We start from the raw sequence: 22,325 nt of genomic DNA, 5'->3' as shown, positions 1-22,325 counted from the left end.
AAAACAGGCTGCGCGTGCTGGCAATGGCTGTTTGTCCCGAGCATACCCAGGCGGCGTGGATCGCGGAAATAAATGCGCGCAACAATGGCGAGGAACCCGCGCGGGAATAAAAAAAGCCCACTTCTTTCGAAGTGGGCTTTCTCAAATCTGGCGGAGCGGACGGGACTCGAACCCGCGACCCCCGGCGTGACAGGCCGGTATTCTAACCAACTGAACTACCGCTCCAGATTTTCGCACCGCAGCCAATGAGCTAGGCTCACTCGCCGACTGCACCGTTCAACTGCTTACCGAACGACGCCGATGTCTTGGCGTCCCCTAGGGGATTCGAACCCCTGTACTCACCGTGAAAGGGTGATGTCCTAGGCCTCTAGACGAAGGGGACAACGTACTGCTTACACCTTTAATGAAAAAGCCCGTTCAGGTTTGTATGAACGGGCTTTGTCTGGCGGAGTGGACGGGACTCGAACCCGCGACCCCCGGCGTGACAGGCCGGTATTCTAACCAACTGAACTACCACTCCAGTTTGCCCATCTTGGCTTGCGAGCGTTGGTTTTTTCTCGCAAGCTGCGCTGCTTTACTGCTACTCGAATTACTTCGAACACTAAAGCGACGCTGATGTTTGGCGTCCCCTAGGGGATTCGAACCCCTGTACTCACCGTGAAAGGGTGATGTCCTAGGCCTCTAGACGAAGGGGACATAATCTTTTCAGATCTGTCTTTAACTCGCTGCTAACTTACGCTAACTTCTCAGTTATTTCGTTTCGTCAACTGCGAAGACCGCTATTCTAACTACATAACAACTGTTTGTGAAGTTTTTTTGCTACAAGTTCCAGACTTCGGAACAACTTCACTCTGCTCTGATGGTGGAGGTAAGCGGGATCGAACCGCTGACCTCTTGCATGCCATGCAAGCGCTCTCCCAGCTGAGCTATACCCCCCTTGCAGAACAGAAACGAGATTCTAGAGGCCAATTTGCGCTTTGTAAAGACCCTTTGAGCAATTGCATGCGACTTTTTTCACAAGTCGCACGCAAACCCTCTCAAGGTCCGCGCGAACGCGCTTATCCCAGCGCTTTTTCGATACGGCCCACGACGACATCGCGGCCAAACAGCATCAACACGCTGTCGATCGACGGCGTATGCGTGGTGCCGGCCACCAGCAGACGCACCGGCATGGCCAGTTGCGGCATCTTCAGCTTGTGCGCGCCGAGCGTGGCCTTCAGCGTGGCGGCGATCGCCTCCTTGGTCCACTCCGCTGTCTTCAACCCGGCCGCAAGATCGGCCAGCGCCGGACGCACCACGTCGGTGACGTGTTGCGTCAAGGCTTCCGCCTCAGGCGCCGGAGTGCGATAGAACATCGCGGCGTTCTCGGCGATTTCCTTCACCGTCGACGCTCGGTCCTTCAGCAAGCCCACGACCGACGTCAGATCCGCGCCCTGCGCAAGCGCCGCTTCGTCGATACCCAGCTCGGCGAAGAACGGCTTGACCAGCTCCGCGAGACGCGCGTTGTCCGCTTCCTTGATGTAGTGCGCGTTCAGCCAGCTCAGCTTGTCGTGGTCGTACTGCGCCGGGGACTTGCCCAGATGCTCCAGATCGAACCATTCGACGAACTGCTCGCGCGAGAAAATTTCCGCGTCGCCATGCGACCAGCCCAGACGCGCCAGATAGTTGACCACGGCTTCCGGCAGGAAACCGGCGTCGCGATAGGCCATGACGCTCATCGCGCCGTGGCGCTTGCTCATCTTCTCGCCCTGCTCGTTCAGCACGGTCGGCAAGTGCGCGTACACCGGCGGTTCGGCGCCGAGCGCACGCAGAATGTTGATCTGCCGCGGCGTGTTGTTGACGTGATCGTCACCGCGAATCACGTGCGTGATGCGCATGTCCAGATCGTCGACCACCACGCAGAAGTTGTACATCGGCGTGCCGTCCGGACGCGCGACGACCAGGTCGTCGAGTTCTTCGTTCGAGATCTCGATGCGCCCCTTCACCGCGTCGTCCCATGCGACCACGCCGGTCAGCGGATTACGGAAGCGCAGCACCGGTTGCACGCCGGCCGGCGGCTCCGGCAGCACCTTGCCCGGCTCCGGGCGCCACGTGCCGTCGTAGCGCGGCTTTTCGCCCGCTTCACGCTGACGCTCGCGCAGTGCGTCGAGCTCTTCCGTGGACATGTAGCACGGGTAGACGAGTCCGGCTTCGCTCATCTGCTGCAGCACTTCGCGATAACGGTCCATGTTCTGCATCTGGTAGAACGGGCCTTCGTCGACATCGAGGCCGAGCCACTGCATGCCGTCGAGAATGGCGTCGACCGCCTCGGTGCTGGAACGCTCGACGTCGGTGTCCTCGATCCGCAGCACGAAGGTCCCTTTCATCTTGCGCGCGAACGCCCACGGATAGAGCGCGGAGCGAATGTTGCCGAGGTGGATGAAGCCGGTGGGACTCGGTGCGAAACGGGTACGAACGGAGGTGGTCATTAGCGGTTACTCGGAAGACAGGCGCCGGCACCTTGACGGGCCAAACCCGTGAAGCGCGGCAGCGGACCGCGCCCATGCGGCAAACAGACGCCGCGCATGGACACGAAGGAAATAAATACGAGAGCGGAATTATACCTTTGCTCCTCGCGCTGCCTGCCCTCGTCCGAATGGCCAATGACGCGACGCCGCCCACTACCCGAAGCGTCCCTCTGCAACGTTTCATTACCGCGCCGCCGCGCGCCCGGCGCTTTGATTTATGATGTGCGCGCGCTGCGACTCGAGATCAAACCACAGCGCATGGAATCGCCCGGCGATCCTGTCCGTTTGACTCTACCCGCCTGACCGCGGCTCAAGGCCACGCCGTTTGCGTCGCCCGTGCCGTTGCTGGAGAACCCGTTGAAACCCACCTCGCCCCGCCTCGCCCGCCGCAATTTCTCATTGGCCGCCGCTTCCGCCGTGCTGGCCGCCTGCACCACGACCGGCAGCAAGCTCGAGGGCTCGCCGATCACCGCCACGCCGACCTCGCCCACGCCGCCGCTCGACAAGCCGCAGCGCCCGGTGCGCGTCGCGCTGGCGCTGGGCGGGGGCGCCGCGCGCGGCTTCGCGCACATCGGCGTGATCAAGGCGCTCGAGGCGCGCAACATCCAGGTCGATCTGGTTGCGGGCACGAGCGCCGGTTCGGTGGTCGGCGCGCTGTACGCGTCGGGCATGAACGGCTTCGCGCTCAACAAGCTGGCGCTGACCATGGACGAAGCGTCGATCAGCGACTGGGCCATGCCGTTTCGCACGCGCGGTTTCCTGCAAGGTATCGCGCTGCAGAACTACCTGAACACCACGCTGAACAACCGCCCGATCGAGAAGATGGTCAAGCCGCTCGGCGTGGTCGCCACCGACCTCAACAGCGGCCGGCCGATCCTGTTCCAGCGCGGCAATACGGGCATCGCGGTGCGGGCGTCGTGCAGCGTGCCGTCGATCTTCGAGCCGGTCAAAATCGGCGGCCATGAATATGTGGACGGCGGCCTGGTGAGCCCGGTGCCGGCGTCGTTCGCGCGCAAGATGGGCGCGGATTTCGTGATCGCCGTTGATATCTCGCAGCGCCCGGAAAGCGGCCAGACTTCCAGCTCGTTCGACGTGCTGATGCAGACCTTCACGATCATGGGCCAGTCGATCAAGGCTTACGAACTCGACAAATACGCCGACATCGTGATCCGGCCGAATCTGGCCGCCATGAGCGGCAGCGATTTCTCGCAGCGCAACGCGGCGATTCTGGCAGGCGAGGAAGCGGTGGCGAAAATGATGCCGGAGTTGCAACGCAAGCTGGCTGCGGCCCGGCCCGTGGGGCAAGCGATCGGATAACGCGGCGCGATTTGGGCGGCGCCATTGCGCTCAGGTCGCCACGCGAACAGCACCCAGCCGGCGCCCGGCCGGCTCCAAACGCGCCCCTAAACCCGCCGCCCAAACGCAAGAAGCCTGCTTCATTCGAAGCAGGCTTCTTTACGAGACCCCAACCACCCAATCAATTCAAAGCAAAATCAGTTATTTCCGCCAATCGCCGCGTTCACACGCTTACGTAGATCCTCGCCGTCCTGGTAGGACGTTTCGATCCGGCGTGCACCGGTGTAGCGCTTTTCCCAGTAGCCGCTATCCATGTCGTCGACGCGGATCGTGCTGCCCGTGGAAGGCGAATGCACGAACTTGTTGTCGCCGATATAGATGCCGACGTGCGAGAAAGAACGGCGCATCGTGTTGAAGAACACCAGATCGCCCGGCTTGAGGTCGCTGACGCGCACCTTCTCGCCGACGCGGCTCATTTCTTCAGCACGACGCGGCAGCGCCATACCGAGCGTGTCCTGGAACACATAGCGGACAAAGCCGCTGCAATCGAGCCCCGAATCCGGCGTATTGCCGCCCCAACGGTAGCGCACACCGATCATGTTCAGTGCGCCGACCACCACGTCGCCCGCTTTGCCGGCCATGCCGGACAGGAACGATTTGGCGCCGCCGTCGCTATCCGGCGTGCTGGCCTGGGAACTCGGGGAGGACAAAGAATTCGACCCGCTGGGGGTCGAAAGTGAGGCATTCGGATTGAAACTGCTGACTTCGTCGGCGAACGCGCCGGGAGCTGCTGCCATCATGACGCCAATGAACATCCCGGCGACGACGCGCGTGCAAGCCTGGGTAAGGTTTCTGTGCTGCATTGGTCGGTAGTTTTTGCCTAAAAATCAGTGGTCTACGGAAAAAAGTTTGGTCGATACTAGCCAGTAAGTATTCACGTGTCAAAACAAATAGAAAAATACAATCGAGAGACGCACCCAATTGGTGAAAGGGTGAAAAATCAATGATCCAGCGCTGCTTTCAGCAGCTTTCGCGTGTACGGGTGCGACGGCGTGGCAAAAATCTGCTCAACGTCCCCGCTTTCGACGATCGAACCGTTTTGCATCACCGCGACACGGTGCGCCATGGCCCCGATCACGGCCAGATCATGACTGATGAAAACGAAGCCGAGGTTGTACTTCCGTTGCAACCCGGCGAGCAGCTTCAGCACCTGCTGCTGGATCGACACGTCGAGCGCGCTGGTCGGTTCGTCGAGGATCAGAATGCGCGGTTCGAGCACCAGCGCCCGCGCGATCGCGATACGTTGCCGCTGGCCGCCGGAGAACTCATGCGGATAGCGGTACAGCACCGTGCGGTCGAGGCCGACTTCGCGCAGCACGGCGACCACCTTGTCGCGCCGCGCTTCGGGTGTCATGGTCGGGCGGTGCAGCGCGAGCCCTTCGCCGACGATCCGCTCGATCGTCTGGCGCGGCGACAGCGAACTGAACGGGTCCTGAAACACCACCTGCATGTTCGAGCGCAACGTGGTCTGTTCCGCGCCGCGATAACTGCCGAGCGCCCTGCCCTGGAATTCGATCTCGCCGTGCGCGGTGCGTTGCAGGCCGAGCAGCGCCATCGCCAGCGTCGATTTGCCCGAACCGGATTCGCCGACGATCCCCAAGGTCTCGCCCTGACGCACCGACACGCTGGCCTGCGCGACCGCGCGAAAACGTCCCGCGCGGAACCAGCCGCTGAAACCCGGCAGCTTCGTTTTGAAATCGACCGAGACCTCGCGCGCCTCGAGCAGCACCGGCGAGATCGGCAGCACCGGCACCACTGTGCGCTCGGGCCGGCTCGCCAGCAGCCGTTGAGTATAGGGATGCTGCGGCGACGCGAACACCTGCTCGACCGGCCCGCTCTCCACCAGCATGCCCTTCTCCATCACCGCGATGCGATGCGCGAAGTGACGCACCAGATTCAGGTCGTGCGTGATCAGCAGCACGGCCATGCCGCGCTTTTCCGCTTCGTCGCGCTGCAACTCCAGCAGCAGTTCGACGATCTGCGCGCGGATCGTCACGTCGAGCGCGGTGGTCGGTTCGTCGGCGAGCAACAGACGCGGCCGGCACGCCAGCGCCATCGCGATCATCGCGCGCTGCCGCTGGCCGCCCGACAGTTGATGCGGATAGCTGTTCACCCGCTTGCCCGGCTCCGCGACGCCGGTGCGCCCCAGCAGCGCGACGGCGCGCTTGCGCGCCTCGTTGGCCGTGACGCCGTCATGCACGACGATGGTTTCCGCAATCTGGTCGCCGACCGTATAGAGCGGATTGAGCGCCGTCATCGGCTCCTGAAAGATCATCGCGATGTCCGAGCCGCGCAAGCCGCGCATTTCGCGTTCGCTTTTCGCGAGCAGATCCTCGCCGTCGAAACGGATCGCGCCGCTCACCTGCGCGTCGTTGAGCAGTCGCAGGATCGACAGCGCGGTCACGCTCTTGCCCGAACCCGATTCGCCGACCAACGCGACCCGCTCGCCGCGCGCGATCGCGAGCGTGACGTCGTTCACCGCGACGGTGTCGCCGAACGTCACGTGCAGATGCTCGAGCTCCAGCAGCGGCGGCGTGGCCGCCTGCGCGCCGTTCTGTGTGGCTGGCGTGGCGCTCATTGATTGCCTCCGGCGCGCATCGCATCGGCGATCCGGGTGTCGAGCGCATTGCGCAGCGCGTCGCCCATGAAGGTCAGCAGCAACAGCATCGCGACCAGCACGCCGAAGGTGGACAACGAGATCCACCACGCGTCGAGATTCGCCTTGCCTTGCGCGAGCAGTTCACCGAGGCTCGGCGTCGGCGACGGTACGCCGAGGCCGAGAAAATCGAGGCTCGTCAGCGCGAGAATCGCGCCGCTCATGCGGAACGGCAGGAACGTGATCACCGGCGTCAGGCTGTTGGGCAACACGTGCCGCCACATGATCTGCCAGCTCGACAGGCCCATCGCCCGCCCCGCCCGCACGTAGTCCTGCTGGCGATTGCGCAGAAATTCCGCGCGCACGTAATCGGACAAACCGATCCAGCCGAACAACGACAGCAGCACGATCAGCAGAATGAAACCCGGCTCGAAAATCGACGAGAAGATGATCAGCAGGTAAAGCTCGGGCATCGCGCTCCAGATTTCGATCAGCCGCTGCCCGACGATATCGATGCGCCCGCCGAAAAACCCTTGCACCGCGCCCGCCGCAATGCCGAACACCGTGCCGATCAGCGTCAGCACCAGGCCGAACTCCACCGACACGCGGAAGCCGTACAGCAACCGCGCGAACAGATCGCGCCCGCGGTCGTCGGTGCCGAGCCAGTTATCGCGCGACGGTGGCGCCGGGTTCGGCGCCTTCGAGAAGTAATTCAGCGTGTCGTAGTAGTAACGGTTCGGCGGATACACCGCGAAGTTACCCGGCGCATCGAGACGACGCATGACGTACGGATCGAGGTAATCCGCGGGCGTCGGAAAATCGCCGCCGAAGGTGGTCTCGGCGTAGGTCTTGAACATCGGAAAATACAACTGGCCGTCGTAGCGCACCACCAGCGGTTTATCGTTCGACCACAGCGGGCCGGCGAGGCTCGCCGCGAACGCGACGACGAACACGATCAGGCTCCAGTAGCCCAGACGCTGCCGGCGAAACCGCTGCCAGACCCGGCGCGCGGGCGAAGGCGAGACGAACGCGCGAGCCGGTTCGGTGCGCGCCGCCGCATCGGTGGAAAGACGGGCTCGATTCATCAACGCTCCAGTTGTTCGAATTGGATGCGGGGATCGACCCACACATAGCAAAGGTCGGAAATCAGCTTGGTCGCGAGACCGATCAGCGTGAACAGATACAGCGTGCCGAGCACGACCGGATAGTCGCGCCGCACCACCGATTCGTACGACAGCAGGCCGAGGCCGTCGAGTGAAAAAAGCGTCTCGATCAGCAGACTGCCGGTGAAGAACGCGCCGATAAACGCCGACGGAAAACCAACGACTAACGGCAGCAACGCGTTACGAAACACGTGCTTCCACAGCACGCGCCGTTCGGACAACCCTTTCGCCCGCGCGGTCAGCACGTATTGCTTGCGGATCTCGTCGAGGAAGGCGTTCTTGGTGAGCATGGTGACAACCGCGAAGCTGCCCACCACCGAGGCCGTGATCGGCAGCGTGATGTGCCACAGATAGTCGACGATCTTGCCGCCCATGCTCAACTGCGCCCAGTTGTCCGACGTGAGGTTGCGCAGCGGAAACAGTTGCAGGAAGGTGCCGCCGCCGAACAGCACGAGCAGCAGCACGCCCAGCACGAAGCCGGGAATCGCGTAGCCGATCAGCACCACCAGACTCGTCGCGATATCGAACCGCGAGCCGTTGCGCACCGCCTTCGCGATGCCCAGCGGCACCGATATCAGGTACGTCAGGAAGAAGGTCCACAAGCCGATGCTGATCGACACCGGCAGCTTCGACACGATCAGCGACCACACGCTTTGATGGCGGAAATAGCTCTGGCCGAGGTCGAAGGTCGAGAAGCGTTTGAGCATCAGGCCGTAGCGTTCGAGCGGCGGTTTGTCGAAGCCGTACAGCGCCTTGAGTTGCGCGATCTGCTGCGCGTCGACGCCGGTGTGCGCGCGCAGCCCGAACGGCGCGCCGTTTTCCGCGCCCTTGCGCAGCTCGTGCTGCATCTGCTCGACCGGACCGCCGGGGACGAACTGGATCACGACGAAGGTCAGCGTCAGCACGCCGAGCAAGGTCGGAATCATCAGCAGCAGGCGTTTGAGGATGTAGCTCCACATGGCGGTGTGTCCGGTGCGAATACGGTGAGTGGATCACGCGTCGGCGTGGCGACGTGATCGGCTAGGGCTGCGTCGACGGAGCGGTTTGCGCTGGTTTTTGCACGGCCGTTTGCACGGGCTGATACCACCACATCGACGTGATCCAGCCTTCCGCGCCATAGTACAGGGGCAAGGTTTTCGGCCACGCCAGGCCGCGCTTGAACGCCACCCGATGCGTCGCGCTGTACCAATGCGGCACCACGTAATAGCCATTAATCAGCACACGGTCGAGCGCGTGCGTCGCGTCGAGCAGTTGCTCGCGCGTCTGCGCCTGCACGAGCGCGCGCAGAATCGCGTCGACGGCGGGCGACTTCAGGCCGATCACATTGTCGGAACCTTGCGTGTCCGCAGCCTTGCTGCCGAAGCGGTCGATCTGCTCCGAACCCGGCACCTGCACGTCGCCCATGCGGATCGTCGTGGTGTCGAAATCGAACGCGTCGAGCCGCTTCTGATAGACAGCGAAATCCGACACACGGAACGTCGCGGCAATGCCCAGCTTCTGCAGATTGCGGATAAAGGTCGCGACGATCGGCTCCATCTGCGCGGACGAGCCGGAGTCGTCGAGAATCTCGAACTGGAACGGCTCGCCCTTGGCGTTGCGCAACGCGTTGTCGCGATAGGTCCAACCCGCCTGCTGCAACAGCGCGCGCGCCTGCAGCAGATTGGCGCGCAACGAGCCCGGCGGATCGGTGTCCGGCTGCTTCGGCGGCAGCCCGAACACGGCGGGGTCGAGCTTCGCGCGCCACGGTTCGAGCAGCGCCAGTTCGCCCGGCGACGGCAAGCCCTTGGCCTGCAGATCCGTGTTAGCGAAGAAGCTGTCGATACGCGTGTACTGATTGAAGAACAACTGGCGGTTCAGCCATTGAAAGTCGAGCGCGAGATCGAGCGCCTTGCGTACGCGCACGTCCTGGAACAACGGCCGCCGCAGATTCAGCATGAAGCCTTGCATGCCGGTGCCGTTATGTTGCGGAAACTCGCGCTTGATCAGCTCGCCGCTGTCGAACTTCTTGCCCACATCGCGCCGCACCCAATTGCGTGCAACGTATTCGACGAGCACGTCGTACTCGCCCGCCTTGAACGCTTCGAGCCGCGCGGTGCTATCCGAATAGAGCTTGTAGACGATCCGGTCGAAGTTGTTCATGCCGATCCGCACGGGCAATGCCGCGCCCCAGTACTTCGGGTCGCGCCGGTAGGTCATGGTGCGGCCGTTGTCGTACTGGTCGATCAGATACGGCCCGCTGGCAATCGGCTTTTCGAACGCCATCTGGTCGAACGGGATCCGGCTGCCGTCGGGCTTCACGCCCCACTTGCGCGAGAACACCGGCATGCTGCCCGCGAGCAGCGGCAGCTCGCGATTGCGTTGGCGAAACTCGAAGCGGATGGTCTGCGGATCGACCACCACTGCGCGCGTGATCTCGCCGAAATACGATGCGAACTGTGGCGCGGCTTGCGGACTTTTCAGCGTGTCGAGCGAGAATTTGACGTCGTCGGCGGTGACCGGATCGCCGTTCGAAAAGCGCGCGCGCGGATTGATGTGGAAGGTCGTCGACAAGCCGTCGGGGGCGATCGCGATGTCGTCGGCGAGCAGTCCGTAAGCGGACGCGACTTCGTCGCTGCTGCCGATGGTCAGGCTCTCGAACATCAGATCCACGCCCGGCGCCGGGTTGCCGCGCAGCGTGAACGGATTGAATTTATCGAAGCTCGTGAGGCGGTTCGGGTTGGCCAGCACCAGGGTGCCGCCCTTCGGCGCGTCGGGGTTGACGTAGTCGAAGTGTTTGAAGTCCGCCGGGTATTTCGGCTCGCCGTATTGCGCGATCGCGTAGACCGCGTGCGCCGACGGCGACATCAGCAAACCGCAAAGAGTGAGCACGGCGCTCATAACAGCGGCGCAGGACGTGCGCCATGCGCGCAGTGGTCGCGCCGCGCCTCGATCCGGCAACGCAAGCGACGATCGATGCGCCATCAGCGGCAAACCAGCACGCGAGAGTCTTTGAATCACGCTGCACCGAAGTGCATGAGGCGTCGGAACTCGGCGCGAGCCAGTTGTCATGGGGGCCTTGACGGTGACGGAACAATTGAAGGGCAATCGCAATGCGAGGGAATTCTACCCAATAAAAGCGCGCCGACCGCAACATCCCGATAACGCACGCGCCCAATGAAAAAACCGCCCGAAGGCGGTTTTTCTTTCTACGCTTTGCGCAAGCGCGGCGCGAACCCTGCGTGAAACCTTAGTGCCAGCCGCGACGATTGTCGTAGTGGTCGCGACCGTAGTCGTAGCGGCCCGGGGGATGACGGCGATACCAGTCATCGCGACCCCAGTACCGACGGCCGTCCCAGTAGCGGTCGCCATGCCAGCCGATCACGATTGCCGGACCGCCATAGTACACAGGAGCCGGTTGATACACGACCGGCGGCGGAGGCGGCGGCGGCGGCGCGTAGTACGGAGCGGGCGCGACGTAGACCGGTGCGGGAATACCGATATTGACCCCGACGTTAAAGCCACCGGCCATAGCAGCACCTGATGCACCCAACGCGAGAACCCCGATCAGAAGTGGAACAAGACGAGTGGACTTCATGGATCACCCTTTTGATGAATGTGTGTTGTTGGCCGAAATATAGCGCAAGGCCGCGTGCCGCGTATTTCAACTTTGTAATAACTGATGCATAACATCGCAAGCCTCGCGACCTGGTTACGTCTCGTTACATTGGACAAGGTTTTGGTGAAAAACGGCGGCGTTGTAATCGAGTCGTGCGCTGCGTTTTCATCAACCGGCCAGGACCGATGGCAACAGCGTGAGGTCGCCGTCATGCCCGGCAAATCAGTAGGATGTCGAAGCATATTGGGTGACATGCCCTCGCCCCTTCCTCTACCGCTTCTGCGCGCAAACCGGCGCGACGATCCTAGCCGCCCGCCCGGATCCGATCACCCACGACGCATCCACGCACGCCGGCCTCGACCGCTCTCACTCAAAAAAACGAACATTTTCATGTTCGAAAGAACATCGCTATCGACTCGAACAGGTCAGCGGTCATCAGACGTCTACGAAATCGATGTGCCGCCACACCCCTGTTTTATCGGCTATTTCTCACAATTCAAGTGTCAAAACTATGGTTTCCCCTAGTGTCGCCACCCCCTCCAAGTGATACGATGACTGACACGAAACGAAGAAAAATGTTCGAATTCGCGCACGCCAGCCAGATCAGTGACCAAGCCGGCGGACATTCTGGGTACGGAGACAGATTTTGAAAACAATCATAGGTTTGCGCTGGTGGATCATCGCCCTCGTGTGTATGGGGACGATCGTCAACTATCTGTCGCGCAACGCGCTCGGCGTGATGGCGCCCGAGTTGATGAAGCTGCTGCACATGAGCACGCAGCAATATTCCTACGTGGTCGGCGCGTTCCAGATCGGCTACACGATCATGCAGCCGATCTGCGGATTGATCATCGACCTGATCGGCTTGCGGCTCGGCTTCGCGCTGTTCGCCTGCCTGTGGTCGCTCACCGGCGTGCTGCACGGCTTCGTCGGCAGTTGGCTGTCGCTCGCGGCGTTGCGCGGTTTGATGGGCCTGAGCGAGGCCGTCGCGATTCCCGCCGGCATGAAGGTGGTCGCCGAGTGGTTTCCGAATCGCGAGAAATCGGTCGCGGTCGGTTATTTCAACGCGGGCACCTCGCTCGGCTCGCTGCTCGCGCCGCCGCTCGTGGTGTTCCTGTCGCTGCGCTACGGCTGGCAAAGCGCCTTCGCGGTGACCGGCGCGCTCGGCTTTGTGTGGGCCGCCGCGTGGTATCTGCTGTACCGCTCCCCGGCCGATCATCCGCGCATCGGCCAGGCAGAGCGTGAAACCATCGTCACCGGCCAGACACCGGCCACGACACAGCGCCGCAGCATCCGCGAAGTGCTGCGCACGCGCCGCTTCTGGGCGATCGCGCAGGCGCGCTTCTTCGCCGAACCGGCCTGGCAGACGTTCAGCTTCTGGATCCCGTTGTACCTCGCCACCCAGCGTCATATGGATCTCAAGCAGATCGCGCTGTTTGCGTGGCTGCCCTTTCTCGCCGCCGACCTCGGCGGTCTGTTCGGCGGTTATCTGTCGCCGTTCCTGATGAAGCATCTGCGCGTGCCGCTGATCTGGTCGCGGATCGCGGGCGTCGTGCTCGGCGCGTTCATGATGCTCGGGCCGGCCTGCATCGGCCTCGTCGCGTCGCCGTATGAAGCGATCGCGCTGTTCTGTGTGGGCGGCTTCGCGCACCAGATGATCTCGGCGCTCGTCAACACGCTCGCCGCCGATGTCTTCGATCCCAGCGAAGTCGGCACCGTCGCCGGTTTCGCCGGCATGTCCGCGTGGATCGGCGGCCTCGGCTTCTCGCTGCTGGTTGGCGCGCTGGCCGACAAGATCGGCTACACGCCCCTATTCGGCGCCCTCGGCGCTTTCGACCTGATCGGCGCGACGTTGCTGATCATTCTGATGCGCGGCGTGTCCAGCGACGCGCGTCCGCGGCAAACCGACACGGGCGCCGGCACCCCCGCCTGACCTTACTCGACGACTCATCATGCGTTCATTGACGAATCTGAAACATCCGCCGCGTTTTTCGCTGTCGTCTCATGTCGACAATCATCTTGTTCTGACGGCGCAGACGCCATGTCGGATCGAGCTGTTCGTGCTCGCGGAAGACATCATCCGCGTGCTCGTGCTGCCGGACGGCGAGCTGCACGGCCCGCGCAGTTGGGCCATCGCGCCCGGCATGGACGACGTCGCGCTCGAAGGCCGCGAGCGCCGCGACCTGAGCGGCTTCACGCCGCCGCCGTTCGCGGTGTCGGGCGACGCCGCGCAGCTCGTGGTGGAAACCGCGCGCATCCGCCTGACCGTCACGCTCGACGGCGGCTTCTGCGCGTGGGACATCCTGCACGAGGGCGTGTGGCAGCGCGTGATGAGCGACCGCAAAACCCAGGCCTACAACTTCGGCTGGTGGGACCAGCGCGTTTATCACTACGTCGAGCGGCGCAAGGACGAGATTTACGTGGGTCTCGGCGAACGGGCCGGCTCGCTCGATCGCGCGAACCAAAGCTACGAGATGCGCAATATCGACGCGATGGGCTACAGCGCGCGCAGCACCGACCCGCTCTACAAGCACATTCCGTTTTACGTGACATGGCAACCGGAAGCGTCGACAGGATTCGGCCTGTTCTACGACACGCTCGCCGACTGCCGCTTCGACATGGGCCGCGAGCTCGATAACTATCACGGCCACTACCGGCACTTCGTCGCCGAGCATGGCGATCTCGACTACTACTTCATCGCGTCGGCCGGCACGCCTTTGCACGCGGTGCGCCGCTTCACGTGGATGACCGGGCGACCGGCGTGGCTGCCGAAATGGGGCCTCGGCTACTCCGGCTCGACGATGACCTACACCGACGCACCCGACGCGCAGCAACGCATGGGCGAATTTATCGCGCAATGTCGCGAGCACGACGTGCTGTGCGATTCGTTTCATCTGTCGTCGGGCTATACGTCGATCGGCGCGAAGCGCTACGTGTTCAACTGGAATCACGAGAAGTTTCCCGACATCGACGGCTTCGTGCAGAGCTATCTCGACCATGGCGTGCGTCTGTGCGCGAACATCAAACCGTGCCTGCTGCAGGATCATCCGGCATTCGAGGAAGCCGCGCGCGACGGTCTGCTGATCGAATCGCGCGACGGCGATCCGGCGTGGGTGCAGTTCTGGGACGAGGTCGGCGCGTACCTGGATTTCACGAATCCCGACACGATCGACTGGTGGAAGTCGCGCGTGAAAGACAGCCTGCTGAAACACGGCATCGCTGCGACGTGGAACGACAACAACGAATTCGAAATCTGGTCGCCCGACGCAATCGCGCACGGCTTCGGCCACGCGTATCCGGCGCATCAGGCCAAGGTGCTGCAAACGCAACTGATGATGCGCGCGTCGCACGACGCGCAGCGCGAACATGCGCCCGAGCGGCGGCCGTTTCTCGTGTCGCGCGCGGGCGGCGTCGGCATGCATCGTTATGTGCAGACGTGGTCGGGCGACAACTACACGTCGTGGGAAACGCTGCGCTTCAATCTGAAGATGGGCCTCGGCCTTGCGATGTCCGGCGTGTCGAACAGCGGTCACGACATTGGCGGTTTCTCGGGCCCCGCGCCGGGTCCGGAGTTGTTCGCGCGTTGGGTCGCGTTCGGCATTTTCCTGCCGCGCTTCAGCATTCACTCATGGAACGACGACGGTACCGTCAACGAACCGTGGATGCATCCCGAGGTCACGCAGCAGGTCGCCGCGCTGATCAAACTGCGCTACCGCCTGATTCCGTATCTGTACGAGTTGCTGTGGCAATCGCATAGCGCGTACGAGCCGGTGCTGCGGCCGTTGTTCGCCGAGTTTCCGCACGATCCGCGCTGTCTGGTAGATGGCGATGACATGATGCTCGGTTCGCAGATGCTGGTCGCGCCGGTGGTCGAAGCCGGCCAGACCACGCGCGACGTGTATTTGCCTGACGGCGCGCGCTGGGTGTCGTACTGGAGCGGCGAGCGCTTCGATGGCGGCCGCACGGTGACGTTGCCCGCGCCGTTCGAGCAACCGGTGGTCTTGCTGCGCGAAGGCTGTGTGATTCCGCTGAACGTCGCGGAACAGCACTTCGGCCACGCCGCCGATGAGCGCGCGTTTATCGCCGTGCCGCCCGCCGGCGCCGGCATCGCGCGCGGCGGCTGCATCGAGGACGACGGCGAAAGCGAAGCATGGCGCGACGGCGCGCAAGGCCGCTGGCACGTCACGCTGACGGGCGACGCGAACACGCTGCAGGTGGCGATCGAACGCGAGGGATGGATGTCGCAAGCGCAGTCGCAAGTCCGCGTCTTCGTGCCGATGAGCGAAGCGCGCGCGATCGTCTGCGCCGCGTCGACCCACGCAACGCTCGTGGCCGATCACACGGCGGACGGCTGGCGCTGCGTGACGATTTCGATCCCGCACTGAGTTCGCACTGAGTTCGCACCGAGCACACACAAAACCCAGCCCCGCAGAGCAACGAACACAGACCCATCAGGAGACCTGCAAGCCATGAAGTCACTCAAGCACCCGCGCACCCGCGCACTCGCCCTCTCGTGCCTGCCGTTAGCGGGCGCCCTGCTGTCGGCCGGCGCGTCGGCGCAAAGCAGCGTGACGCTGTACGGCGTCGTCGATAACGCGTTCGCCTATTCGAGCAACCAGCGCGGTCACTCGAACTTCTATATGAGCCAGGGCAATCTGCAGGCGAGCAAGTTCGGCCTGCTCGGTTCGGAAGATCTCGGCGCCGGCACCAAGGCGATTTTCCGGCTGGAAAGCGGCTTCAATTCACTGACCGGCGCGCAGAGCAGCGCGGGCTACATGTTCAATCGACAGGCGTACGTGGGCCTCAGCAACGACCGCTACGGGACGGTGACGCTCGGCCGCCAGTACACGCCCTACTTCCAGATGGTCGGCGCACTCGGACCGACCGGCGTGCTGACCGGTGCGACCGGCGCGCACCCGGGCGACGTCGACGCGCTCGACACCACGCTGCGTCTGAACAACTCAGTCACCTATCTGTCGCCGACGCTCGCGGGCCTGCAGTTCAGCGCGCAATACGGGCTGGGAGGCGTGCCGGGCAGCGTCGCCAGCGGCAGTCAATTCAGCGCGGCGATTCGCTACGACTACCAGCCGTTCGCGGTGGCGGCGGGCTACGTGAAGCTGAAGGACATTGCGACGAGCGGCGCGCTCGGCACCTTCGCCGATAACTCGCCGGTGAATAGCGGCTATGCGACGGCGCGCAGCTCACAACTGTTCGCCGCGGCGGCACGCTACACGCTGAAAGACCTGATGATCGGGATCAACTACTCGAACGTGCAATACGCGCCGGGCTCGGGTTCATTGTTCACCGGCGAGGCCGTGTTCAACACGTATGGCGTGATTTCGACTTACCGGGTCGCGCCGGCCGTGACGATCGGCGCGGGATATAGCTACACGAGCGCCAGCAAGTCGAACGGCATGAGCGACCCGGCGCGCTATCACCAGATTTCGCTGGAGCAGACGTATAACCTGTCGACGCGCACCACGATCTACGCGCTGGAGGCGTATCAGCACGCGCAGGGCAAGACGCTGATCGCGGCCGGCACCACGGGCACGACGATCACCGACGCGGTGGCGGTGGTGGGCGATTCGCAGAATACGACGCCGTCGTCGGGGCCCTCGCAGTTTGTCGGGATGGTGGGGTTGCGGCACGCGTTCTGAGTCGCGCAAAACTGCCGGGCTGCGGGCCGATAGCGCCCGCAGCCCGGCGGCAGGTTGTCCGCGTCTTTCTGATCCGGGGTACGTTCTACAGCTTACGCTGCGAGGGCGGTATCAGATCCTGAAGGACAAGACGGATTGGCTGATCGCCGCCCGTTCTGCTCACGAGGATGGGAACGGTCAGCCTGCGCGGCTGTTGAAGCATGGCTCGTATCCTGAATAAGGTCGCGGCCTCGGCGGGAAGAGCGCCCACTTTGACAATAACGTCACCGACCCGGATCCCTGCTTTTGCCGCAGGTCCGTTCGCCGTCACATCCATGACCCGAAGCCCTCGTGGTTGAGAGAGACCTAACCACATGCCACTTCGATCATAAAGATCTGGCGCATCGAATTCGGCACTCTTCGACAGCCACATCACACGATGACCATAATCGAAAGAGACCGTAAATCGCTTCAGGATGCCCATGCCGATGCTCCCCGCCCGATCGGCCCGGGTAAAAGCGCCGGCCTTCTGAAGCGAGAGACGCGTGACAGGTGCCGGCACGGCAAGATCGCCGATCGAAAAGCCCGCTGAGCGCCCGACCCTACCGCGAATCGGCCCGCCACCGCCGTACCCGGTCATGGCTTCGATGGTCGCCCCCATTTGCTGGTCCAAGCGATGCGCCCGCCAGAAGTCACCGAACAGCGTCAGACTGAACCGGTCACCGGTATCGATCTGAAACATGGCGGCGATACCTGCGACCGACGCTTTGATGACCGGCATGTCGTTCTCGTCCAGAGAAAACGGAATCGGGATTGCGTCCGCTGCCGGCCTGAATTGATCCTCTTCCTGGAGCGTCACCTGGCCTCGCGCGGCATCCAGCGTCAGGACGCATTGGTGGAATATTTCCGTCCCAAGCACACCGTCGACATGCTGAAATCCAATCGCGCGGGCGAGTTGGGACGTGTCCATCGTCGGGATGTCCAAAGCGCCGACTGAGAACGAACCCACGCTCAGATCGTTCACGTGAACGATCCTGAAAGAGAGTTGCTGCTCGCCGGCGCCCGTTCCCGTCCCGGCATCCGTGGGGGCAAGCTTCAGTTGTGCCGCCAACGCAGTGCTGACCGTCGAACTGGACGATCCCGTGTCCAGGATGAAAGAGAACGGGCCTTTTCCATCGACCGTCGCCGCAATGAAGGGGCGGTTATCGACGATCGAAAGCGGAAACACCTGGGTTTGAGGAGCTGTGTAGGCGAATGCAGAACCGGCGACAAAACCACCTAATCCAAGTAGCGCCAAACGTACGAGACGCATGGTTGCTCTCCCCTGATCGTCATGAAAGCCAACTTCAGATTGGCATCGTCAGTGCAACGCACGCATGCGTCAGTTTCAACCGGCTGCAACTCTCGTCCAGGATCAGAAGCCGCCAGCCCCGATGCCGCCAGGCCCCACGGTGTAATGACCGATAGTTGCCCCTAAGCCGCCAGGACCGACCGAGTAATTGACGCTATCCGCTTGTCGAGCCGGCGACGCTGTACACGTGTTCTTGCCCATGGGCGATAGGCAAGGATCAGGCTTTCCATTGCCGAACGCGTTGGCGATGGCATTGTTCCTGGCGATTGCTTTGGTCGCGAACTGTTCCGTGGCCTTGTTTCTCGCTTCGACGATAGCATTCATTTTTTTCGCCCAGGCGTGCGCCTTGGCCTGATCGTGAGAGGCCAGGATTTCCTGGCTCTCCGGAATCATCTTTTCTATCTGAAGATCGTATTGGATCACCTCTTTCGGCAACTGACCCGCCCGCACTGATGCGCGATCAATTTCGATCACCTTGGCCCAGTCGGCCGTGGTCAGCGGCGCATCGGATCGCGCGCCGACCGTGGTCCGGTTTTGCGGCGACACCATACACCCCGCCAAAGCGGTTGCGAGGAACAAAGCTGAGAGACAACGGTTTGCTGTCGCTTTCATCTTGCGCTCCCTGTCATCACCGTGGATGACATTCCCAGTCGTTGTAGGTGGCCGGATTGATCGGCGTGAGTCCCGGAATCATGAAGACCGTGCACGCAAAGTGCCGTCCTTTGCCGGTCGTCGCGTCGTACTTCACCTCCTGCCCACCGAGCGCGTTCTTTTGCCCGTACTGGATATTGTCGATCGTGATCTCGTCCGACGACCCGAGCCCCAGCGTCTTCGCGGTCGAGTTCTGGACATTGATCATGTTCATCTGCGTGGTGCCGCAGGCCGACAGGATCAGACCGCCGGCAGCGATCATCGCCGCGCGCCCGATTGCTTTGTGAAGGTCCATTTCCTTGTTCCCGTTTTTTCCTGTTTCTTGTTGATTGGCTCGACGAGCGATCTCACGCTGCGTCGCGATAAGGCGGATTACGAACCCGACGTATAAAAGCTCGCCTGCAAGACATTGCCGACGGTGCTGTCCTTGTACAGTTCCCAGACGAGCGCCATCACACCCGATGCGTTGACCGCAATCGCGGGCCAGGTCGCGTCCTGCGGCTGCTGACCGAAGAGCGTGGCCTTGCCCCATGCACCGTTCGCATAGCGGTTGGTGAGGAGGTCCGTGGAATTCGACGTGCTCACATCCTGCCAGGCCACCGTCACATTGCCCGCGGCGTCCATGACGATCTCCGGCTGCCGCGCGTTCAACTGGTATACCTGCGCGGTCAGTTGTTGCGTCGGCCCCCAGACGCCGTTCGCATCGGTCGCACTGGCCTGCAAGGTGCCGTCCGGACGGATCCACGTCACCGCCGCGAGGCCCTGGTCATTCACGGCCAGTTGCGGGTAGTAGCCGGTGTCCGTTGTGCCGATGAACGGGGCCACCGGCTGCGGGGCCTGCCAGCCCGAACCGGCGAGATAGCGCTCGAACATCGTGGTGGTGTGCGGCCCGTTACTGTCGATATCGACCTCGCCCCAGACCAGCACGAGGTTGCCTTTCGCATCCATGCCGGCGGCCGGCGCGAAGACCGAGCGGCTTGCCGCGCCATTCGGTTCGAGCACCACCGGATTCGCGTTGGCCCAACCGTGGGTCACGTCGTAGGTCGTCGCCCACAACGCCGATTGCGTGTTGTCTTTCTGCCGCCATGCGAGTACCGCATTGCCCGACGACGTGACCGAGAGATTCAGCTCGACATTGTCGATACCTTGTCCGCCGACGCCCGTGATCGCGCCAGGACCGGTCTGCACCGGCTGCACGATCTGCTCGGGCGACGACCACGTGCCGCCGACGGTATAGCGGCTCGTGAAAACGCGCGTACTGGCCACATCGGTTTGCTGCTGCCAGGCCACGATCGCATTGCCCTTCCCGTCGATCCCCGCCGTCCAGGCGTAGCTGGTCTCGTTCGGGGACAACTCCACGGCCGTGCCCCATCCGCTCGCCGGATCGTAAGGCCGCGCCCACAGCCCGTACCCGACGCCCGCGAGGAACTGTTGCCACAGCGCCACCGCATGACCATCGGCACTGCCGACCAGCACCGGCGCGCTGGTGCCGGGCGCGTTCATGGCGTAGGTGCCGTCGGTGGTGTCGACGCGGGTCGGCGTCGACCAGCCGGTGCCGGGCACGTAGCGGCTCGACCATATCTCGTTGCCGAGGGAGCCATTCGGGCCGTTCGTCATCCACAGGGCGAGCGCATTGCCTTGCGCATCGACGGTCACGGCCGGAGAAAACTCCGGGCCTTTGCCGTCCACCGCGGCGGCCGCCGACCAACCCGCCTTGACGCTGGCGCCGCCCGACGGATTGGACGGCGTACCCGGCGTCGAGGTTGTGCCGGTCGACCCCGACGCGGAACCGCCCGTTGAGTTGGACACGTCGTCGCCGCCACAGGCGGACAACATCAGGCAGGTTGCGACAGCAACCGCTGCGATGGATTTCATGGATGTCCCCAGATTGAAAAGGTCTCGCTCGCGCTGATGATTTAAATGACCGCGCGTCGTCCTGTCGCGCTGTGATCTATTTCTGTTAAATCCGTTTTCTACAAAACGGGTATTCCAGATAATTGTTAAATCACGGCTGGATAAAGCGTTAATGCAGGCCACATCTTAGGATGGGCGCCGATGAGGCGGGGTGCCATGGCGTCTCTATTTGGAGTGGATTTGCGTTGCGCGAAACTATTGCCGGCCTTGACGGTTCGGGCTATCCAATCTGACCAGACAATTAATCGGCATCTACAGGCTAAATAGAAAATCGAGTCTCCGGCTATACCATGCGTATAAACCCCGGTTATTCGACTCGTCACGTTAAATGACAATACGACGACTTCCCTTTCTGACGTCAGACGCCCATGACAGGCGACGTACGCCCTGCCAGGAGATGCAATTTGACCGAACATCAAGCGTTACGCATTCGTCGTTTTTCGACGGACTCCGCGCCCGTCGGCGAACGATTCGACGCCTGGGCCGCGCACAGCACCTATTGCGATATGGTGACGACGTACCGATCGGATCTGCCGTTCGACGCTCATCGCGACAACGTCTCGATCGGCCCGCTCATTCTGGCCGGCCGGACATGGCGACACCCCGATCCGTCTCTCGCCTACGACGCAAAACGCACGCCGGCGCGCATCCGCGCCGATCAACGGGACTTCCATAGTTTCAGTCTGCAGATATGCGGCACCGCCGCGCTGCGATCCGATGCATCGACAGCGGTCAAGCGGGCTGGGGATCTGTATCTGCTGGACTTCGCGCGGCCGTTCGAGCGCGTCATTACGCCGGGGAGCGAAATCTCGCTCTCCGTGCCGAGAGACTGGCTGCCCGCCGACACCGGGAAGTTGCACGGCGCTTCATTGACGCGAGGCGTCGGATCGTTGTTCGGCGACTACCTCATGTCGCTGTACAACACGCTTCCGCAACTCACTCGTCATGATGTACCGCACATTGTTCGGGCCACGACCGAGCTGCTGAAGGCGAGCCTTCACCCGGAACTGGACACGCTGGCCGCCGCGCAAACGCCGATTCGGGACCTGCTGCTTCAGCGGATCCGCCGCTACATCGACGACCATCTGCTGCAGCCCGATCTGACGCCCGGAAGTATCTGCCGGGACGTGGGTTTGTCGCGAGCCATGCTCTATCGACTTTTCGAAAGCGCCGGCGGCGTCATGCGGGAAATCCGCCAGAAGCGGCTGTATCGGGTGCACCAGGTGTTGTCGTCGCCCGATCGTCCCGAGGAACGCATCCGGGACGTCGCGTGGCGCCATGGTTTCACGGACGAGAAATACTTCTACCGGATTTTCAAGGCGGAGTTCGGGCATACGCCGCGCGAGACCGTCGAACAGGTTCGGCACCGCCGCGAGACGGGGACGAATTAGGCGGGGCAAACGCGTATTCGTCTAGTGCCGGCGTACCGGCTTGTTAGCGAATCCTAATTTGGACTAGACTGAATTTGTCAGTTCCATACCCTGAATGCTGCCCGTCGCCGGCAGCAAGCGTTTTTTGCCCTCCGAATCGAAGCGTCCGATCCGTTTCTAACAACA

16 protein-coding genes and 5 tRNA genes are annotated in these 22,325 nt (G+C 62.7%); 5 read left to right on the top strand and 16 right to left on the bottom strand.

Annotation, left to right across the window (positions count from 1 at the left end; genetic code table 11):
- Nucleotides 1–148: 148 nt before the first annotated feature.
- The 6 genes from GGD40_RS21110 to gltX all read right to left on the bottom strand — a co-directional run bounded on the left by GGD40_RS21110 (nt 149) and on the right by gltX (nt 2,468).
- A tRNA-Asp gene (locus GGD40_RS21110) sits at nt 149–225 on the bottom strand.
- An 81-nt stretch (nt 226–306) separates the two neighbouring features.
- Nucleotides 307–382 (bottom strand) — tRNA-Glu (locus tag GGD40_RS21105).
- 61 nt (nt 383–443) lie between these two features.
- A tRNA-Asp gene (locus tag GGD40_RS21100) sits at nt 444–520 on the bottom strand.
- Nucleotides 521–620: 100 nt separating this feature from the next.
- A tRNA-Glu gene (locus GGD40_RS21095) sits at nt 621–696 on the bottom strand.
- A gap of 164 nt (nt 697–860) precedes the next feature.
- Nucleotides 861–936: transfer RNA gene (locus tag GGD40_RS21090), tRNA-Ala, on the bottom strand.
- A gap of 122 nt (nt 937–1,058) precedes the next feature.
- Nucleotides 1,059–2,468 carry a glutamate--tRNA ligase gene (gene gltX / locus GGD40_RS21085; RefSeq protein WP_179703907.1) on the bottom strand — a complete coding sequence of 470 codons (1,410 nt, stop codon included), beginning with the start codon at nt 2,466–2,468 and terminating at the stop codon, nt 1,059–1,061.
- Between the two features lie 396 nt (nt 2,469–2,864).
- Between gltX and GGD40_RS21080 the strand changes: the two genes are divergently transcribed.
- A complete protein-coding gene (locus GGD40_RS21080) occupies nt 2,865–3,824 on the top strand; it encodes a patatin-like phospholipase family protein (RefSeq protein WP_179703906.1) in 960 nt (319 codons plus the stop codon).
- Nucleotides 3,825–4,000: 176 nt separating this feature from the next.
- Here the strand turns inward: GGD40_RS21080 and GGD40_RS21075 are convergent, their stop codons facing one another.
- The 6 genes from GGD40_RS21075 to GGD40_RS21050 all read right to left on the bottom strand — a co-directional run bounded on the left by GGD40_RS21075 (nt 4,001) and on the right by GGD40_RS21050 (nt 11,196).
- On the bottom strand, nt 4,001–4,666 hold the full coding sequence (locus GGD40_RS21075) for a C40 family peptidase (RefSeq protein ID WP_035546255.1): 666 nt from the start codon (nt 4,664–4,666) through the stop codon (nt 4,001–4,003).
- Between the two features lie 137 nt (nt 4,667–4,803).
- Nucleotides 4,804–6,441, bottom strand: a complete 1,638-nt coding sequence (locus GGD40_RS21070) for an ABC transporter ATP-binding protein (RefSeq protein ID WP_179744793.1) — start codon at nt 6,439–6,441, stop codon at nt 4,804–4,806.
- Nucleotides 6,438–7,544, bottom strand: coding sequence for an ABC transporter permease (locus GGD40_RS21065; RefSeq protein WP_179703904.1), 1,107 nt, complete (start codon nt 7,542–7,544; stop codon nt 6,438–6,440). The genes GGD40_RS21070 and GGD40_RS21065 overlap by 4 nt, the downstream gene beginning before the upstream one ends.
- Entirely contained in the window at nt 7,544–8,581 is a 1,038-nt protein-coding gene (locus GGD40_RS21060) for a microcin C ABC transporter permease YejB (protein WP_179744792.1), read from the bottom strand. Before GGD40_RS21060 ends, GGD40_RS21065 begins: the two co-directional genes overlap by 1 nt.
- A gap of 61 nt (nt 8,582–8,642) precedes the next feature.
- A complete protein-coding gene (locus GGD40_RS21055; RefSeq protein WP_179744791.1) occupies nt 8,643–10,499 on the bottom strand; it encodes an extracellular solute-binding protein in 1,857 nt (618 codons plus the stop codon).
- 349 nt (nt 10,500–10,848) lie between these two features.
- Nucleotides 10,849–11,196, bottom strand: coding sequence for a hypothetical protein (locus tag GGD40_RS21050; RefSeq protein WP_035546261.1), 348 nt, complete (start codon nt 11,194–11,196; stop codon nt 10,849–10,851).
- A gap of 667 nt (nt 11,197–11,863) precedes the next feature.
- On the opposite strand from GGD40_RS21050, the gene GGD40_RS21045 reads away from it, so the two are divergent.
- The 3 genes from GGD40_RS21045 (at nt 11,864) to GGD40_RS21035 (ending at nt 16,874) form a co-directional block, all read left to right on the top strand.
- Nucleotides 11,864–13,150, top strand: a complete 1,287-nt coding sequence (locus GGD40_RS21045; RefSeq protein ID WP_179703900.1) for an MFS transporter — start codon at nt 11,864–11,866, stop codon at nt 13,148–13,150.
- Between the two features lie 19 nt (nt 13,151–13,169).
- Nucleotides 13,170–15,602 carry a glycoside hydrolase family 31 protein gene (locus GGD40_RS21040; protein ID WP_179744790.1) on the top strand — a complete coding sequence of 811 codons (2,433 nt, stop codon included), beginning with the start codon at nt 13,170–13,172 and terminating at the stop codon, nt 15,600–15,602.
- A gap of 84 nt (nt 15,603–15,686) precedes the next feature.
- A complete protein-coding gene (locus GGD40_RS21035; protein ID WP_179744789.1) occupies nt 15,687–16,874 on the top strand; it encodes a porin in 1,188 nt (395 codons plus the stop codon).
- An 85-nt stretch (nt 16,875–16,959) separates the two neighbouring features.
- On the opposite strand, the gene GGD40_RS21030 is transcribed toward GGD40_RS21035, so the two are convergent.
- The 4 genes from GGD40_RS21030 to GGD40_RS21015 all read right to left on the bottom strand — a co-directional run bounded on the left by GGD40_RS21030 (nt 16,960) and on the right by GGD40_RS21015 (nt 20,730).
- Nucleotides 16,960–18,165, bottom strand: coding sequence for an aspartyl protease family protein (locus tag GGD40_RS21030; protein ID WP_179744788.1), 1,206 nt, complete (start codon nt 18,163–18,165; stop codon nt 16,960–16,962).
- 102 nt (nt 18,166–18,267) lie between these two features.
- Nucleotides 18,268–18,816, bottom strand: coding sequence for a hypothetical protein (locus tag GGD40_RS21025; protein WP_179744787.1), 549 nt, complete (start codon nt 18,814–18,816; stop codon nt 18,268–18,270).
- A gap of 16 nt (nt 18,817–18,832) precedes the next feature.
- Nucleotides 18,833–19,150, bottom strand: a complete 318-nt coding sequence (locus tag GGD40_RS21020; protein WP_179744786.1) for a hypothetical protein — start codon at nt 19,148–19,150, stop codon at nt 18,833–18,835.
- Between the two features lie 77 nt (nt 19,151–19,227).
- On the bottom strand, nt 19,228–20,730 hold the full coding sequence (locus GGD40_RS21015; RefSeq protein WP_179744785.1) for a hypothetical protein: 1,503 nt from the start codon (nt 20,728–20,730) through the stop codon (nt 19,228–19,230).
- A gap of 443 nt (nt 20,731–21,173) precedes the next feature.
- Between GGD40_RS21015 and GGD40_RS21010 the strand changes: the two genes are divergently transcribed.
- Nucleotides 21,174–22,160, top strand: coding sequence for an AraC-like ligand-binding domain-containing protein (locus GGD40_RS21010; RefSeq protein WP_179744784.1), 987 nt, complete (start codon nt 21,174–21,176; stop codon nt 22,158–22,160).
- The last annotated feature ends 165 nt before the right edge of the window (nt 22,161–22,325 follow it).

The sequence above is a fragment of the Paraburkholderia bryophila genome (genome assembly GCF_013409255.1).
In the GTDB taxonomy this organism is placed as follows: Bacteria; Pseudomonadota; Gammaproteobacteria; order Burkholderiales; family Burkholderiaceae; genus Paraburkholderia.
The sequence above is the reverse complement of the archived record's forward strand: the minus strand, read 5'-3'. Positions and strand labels throughout refer to the sequence as shown.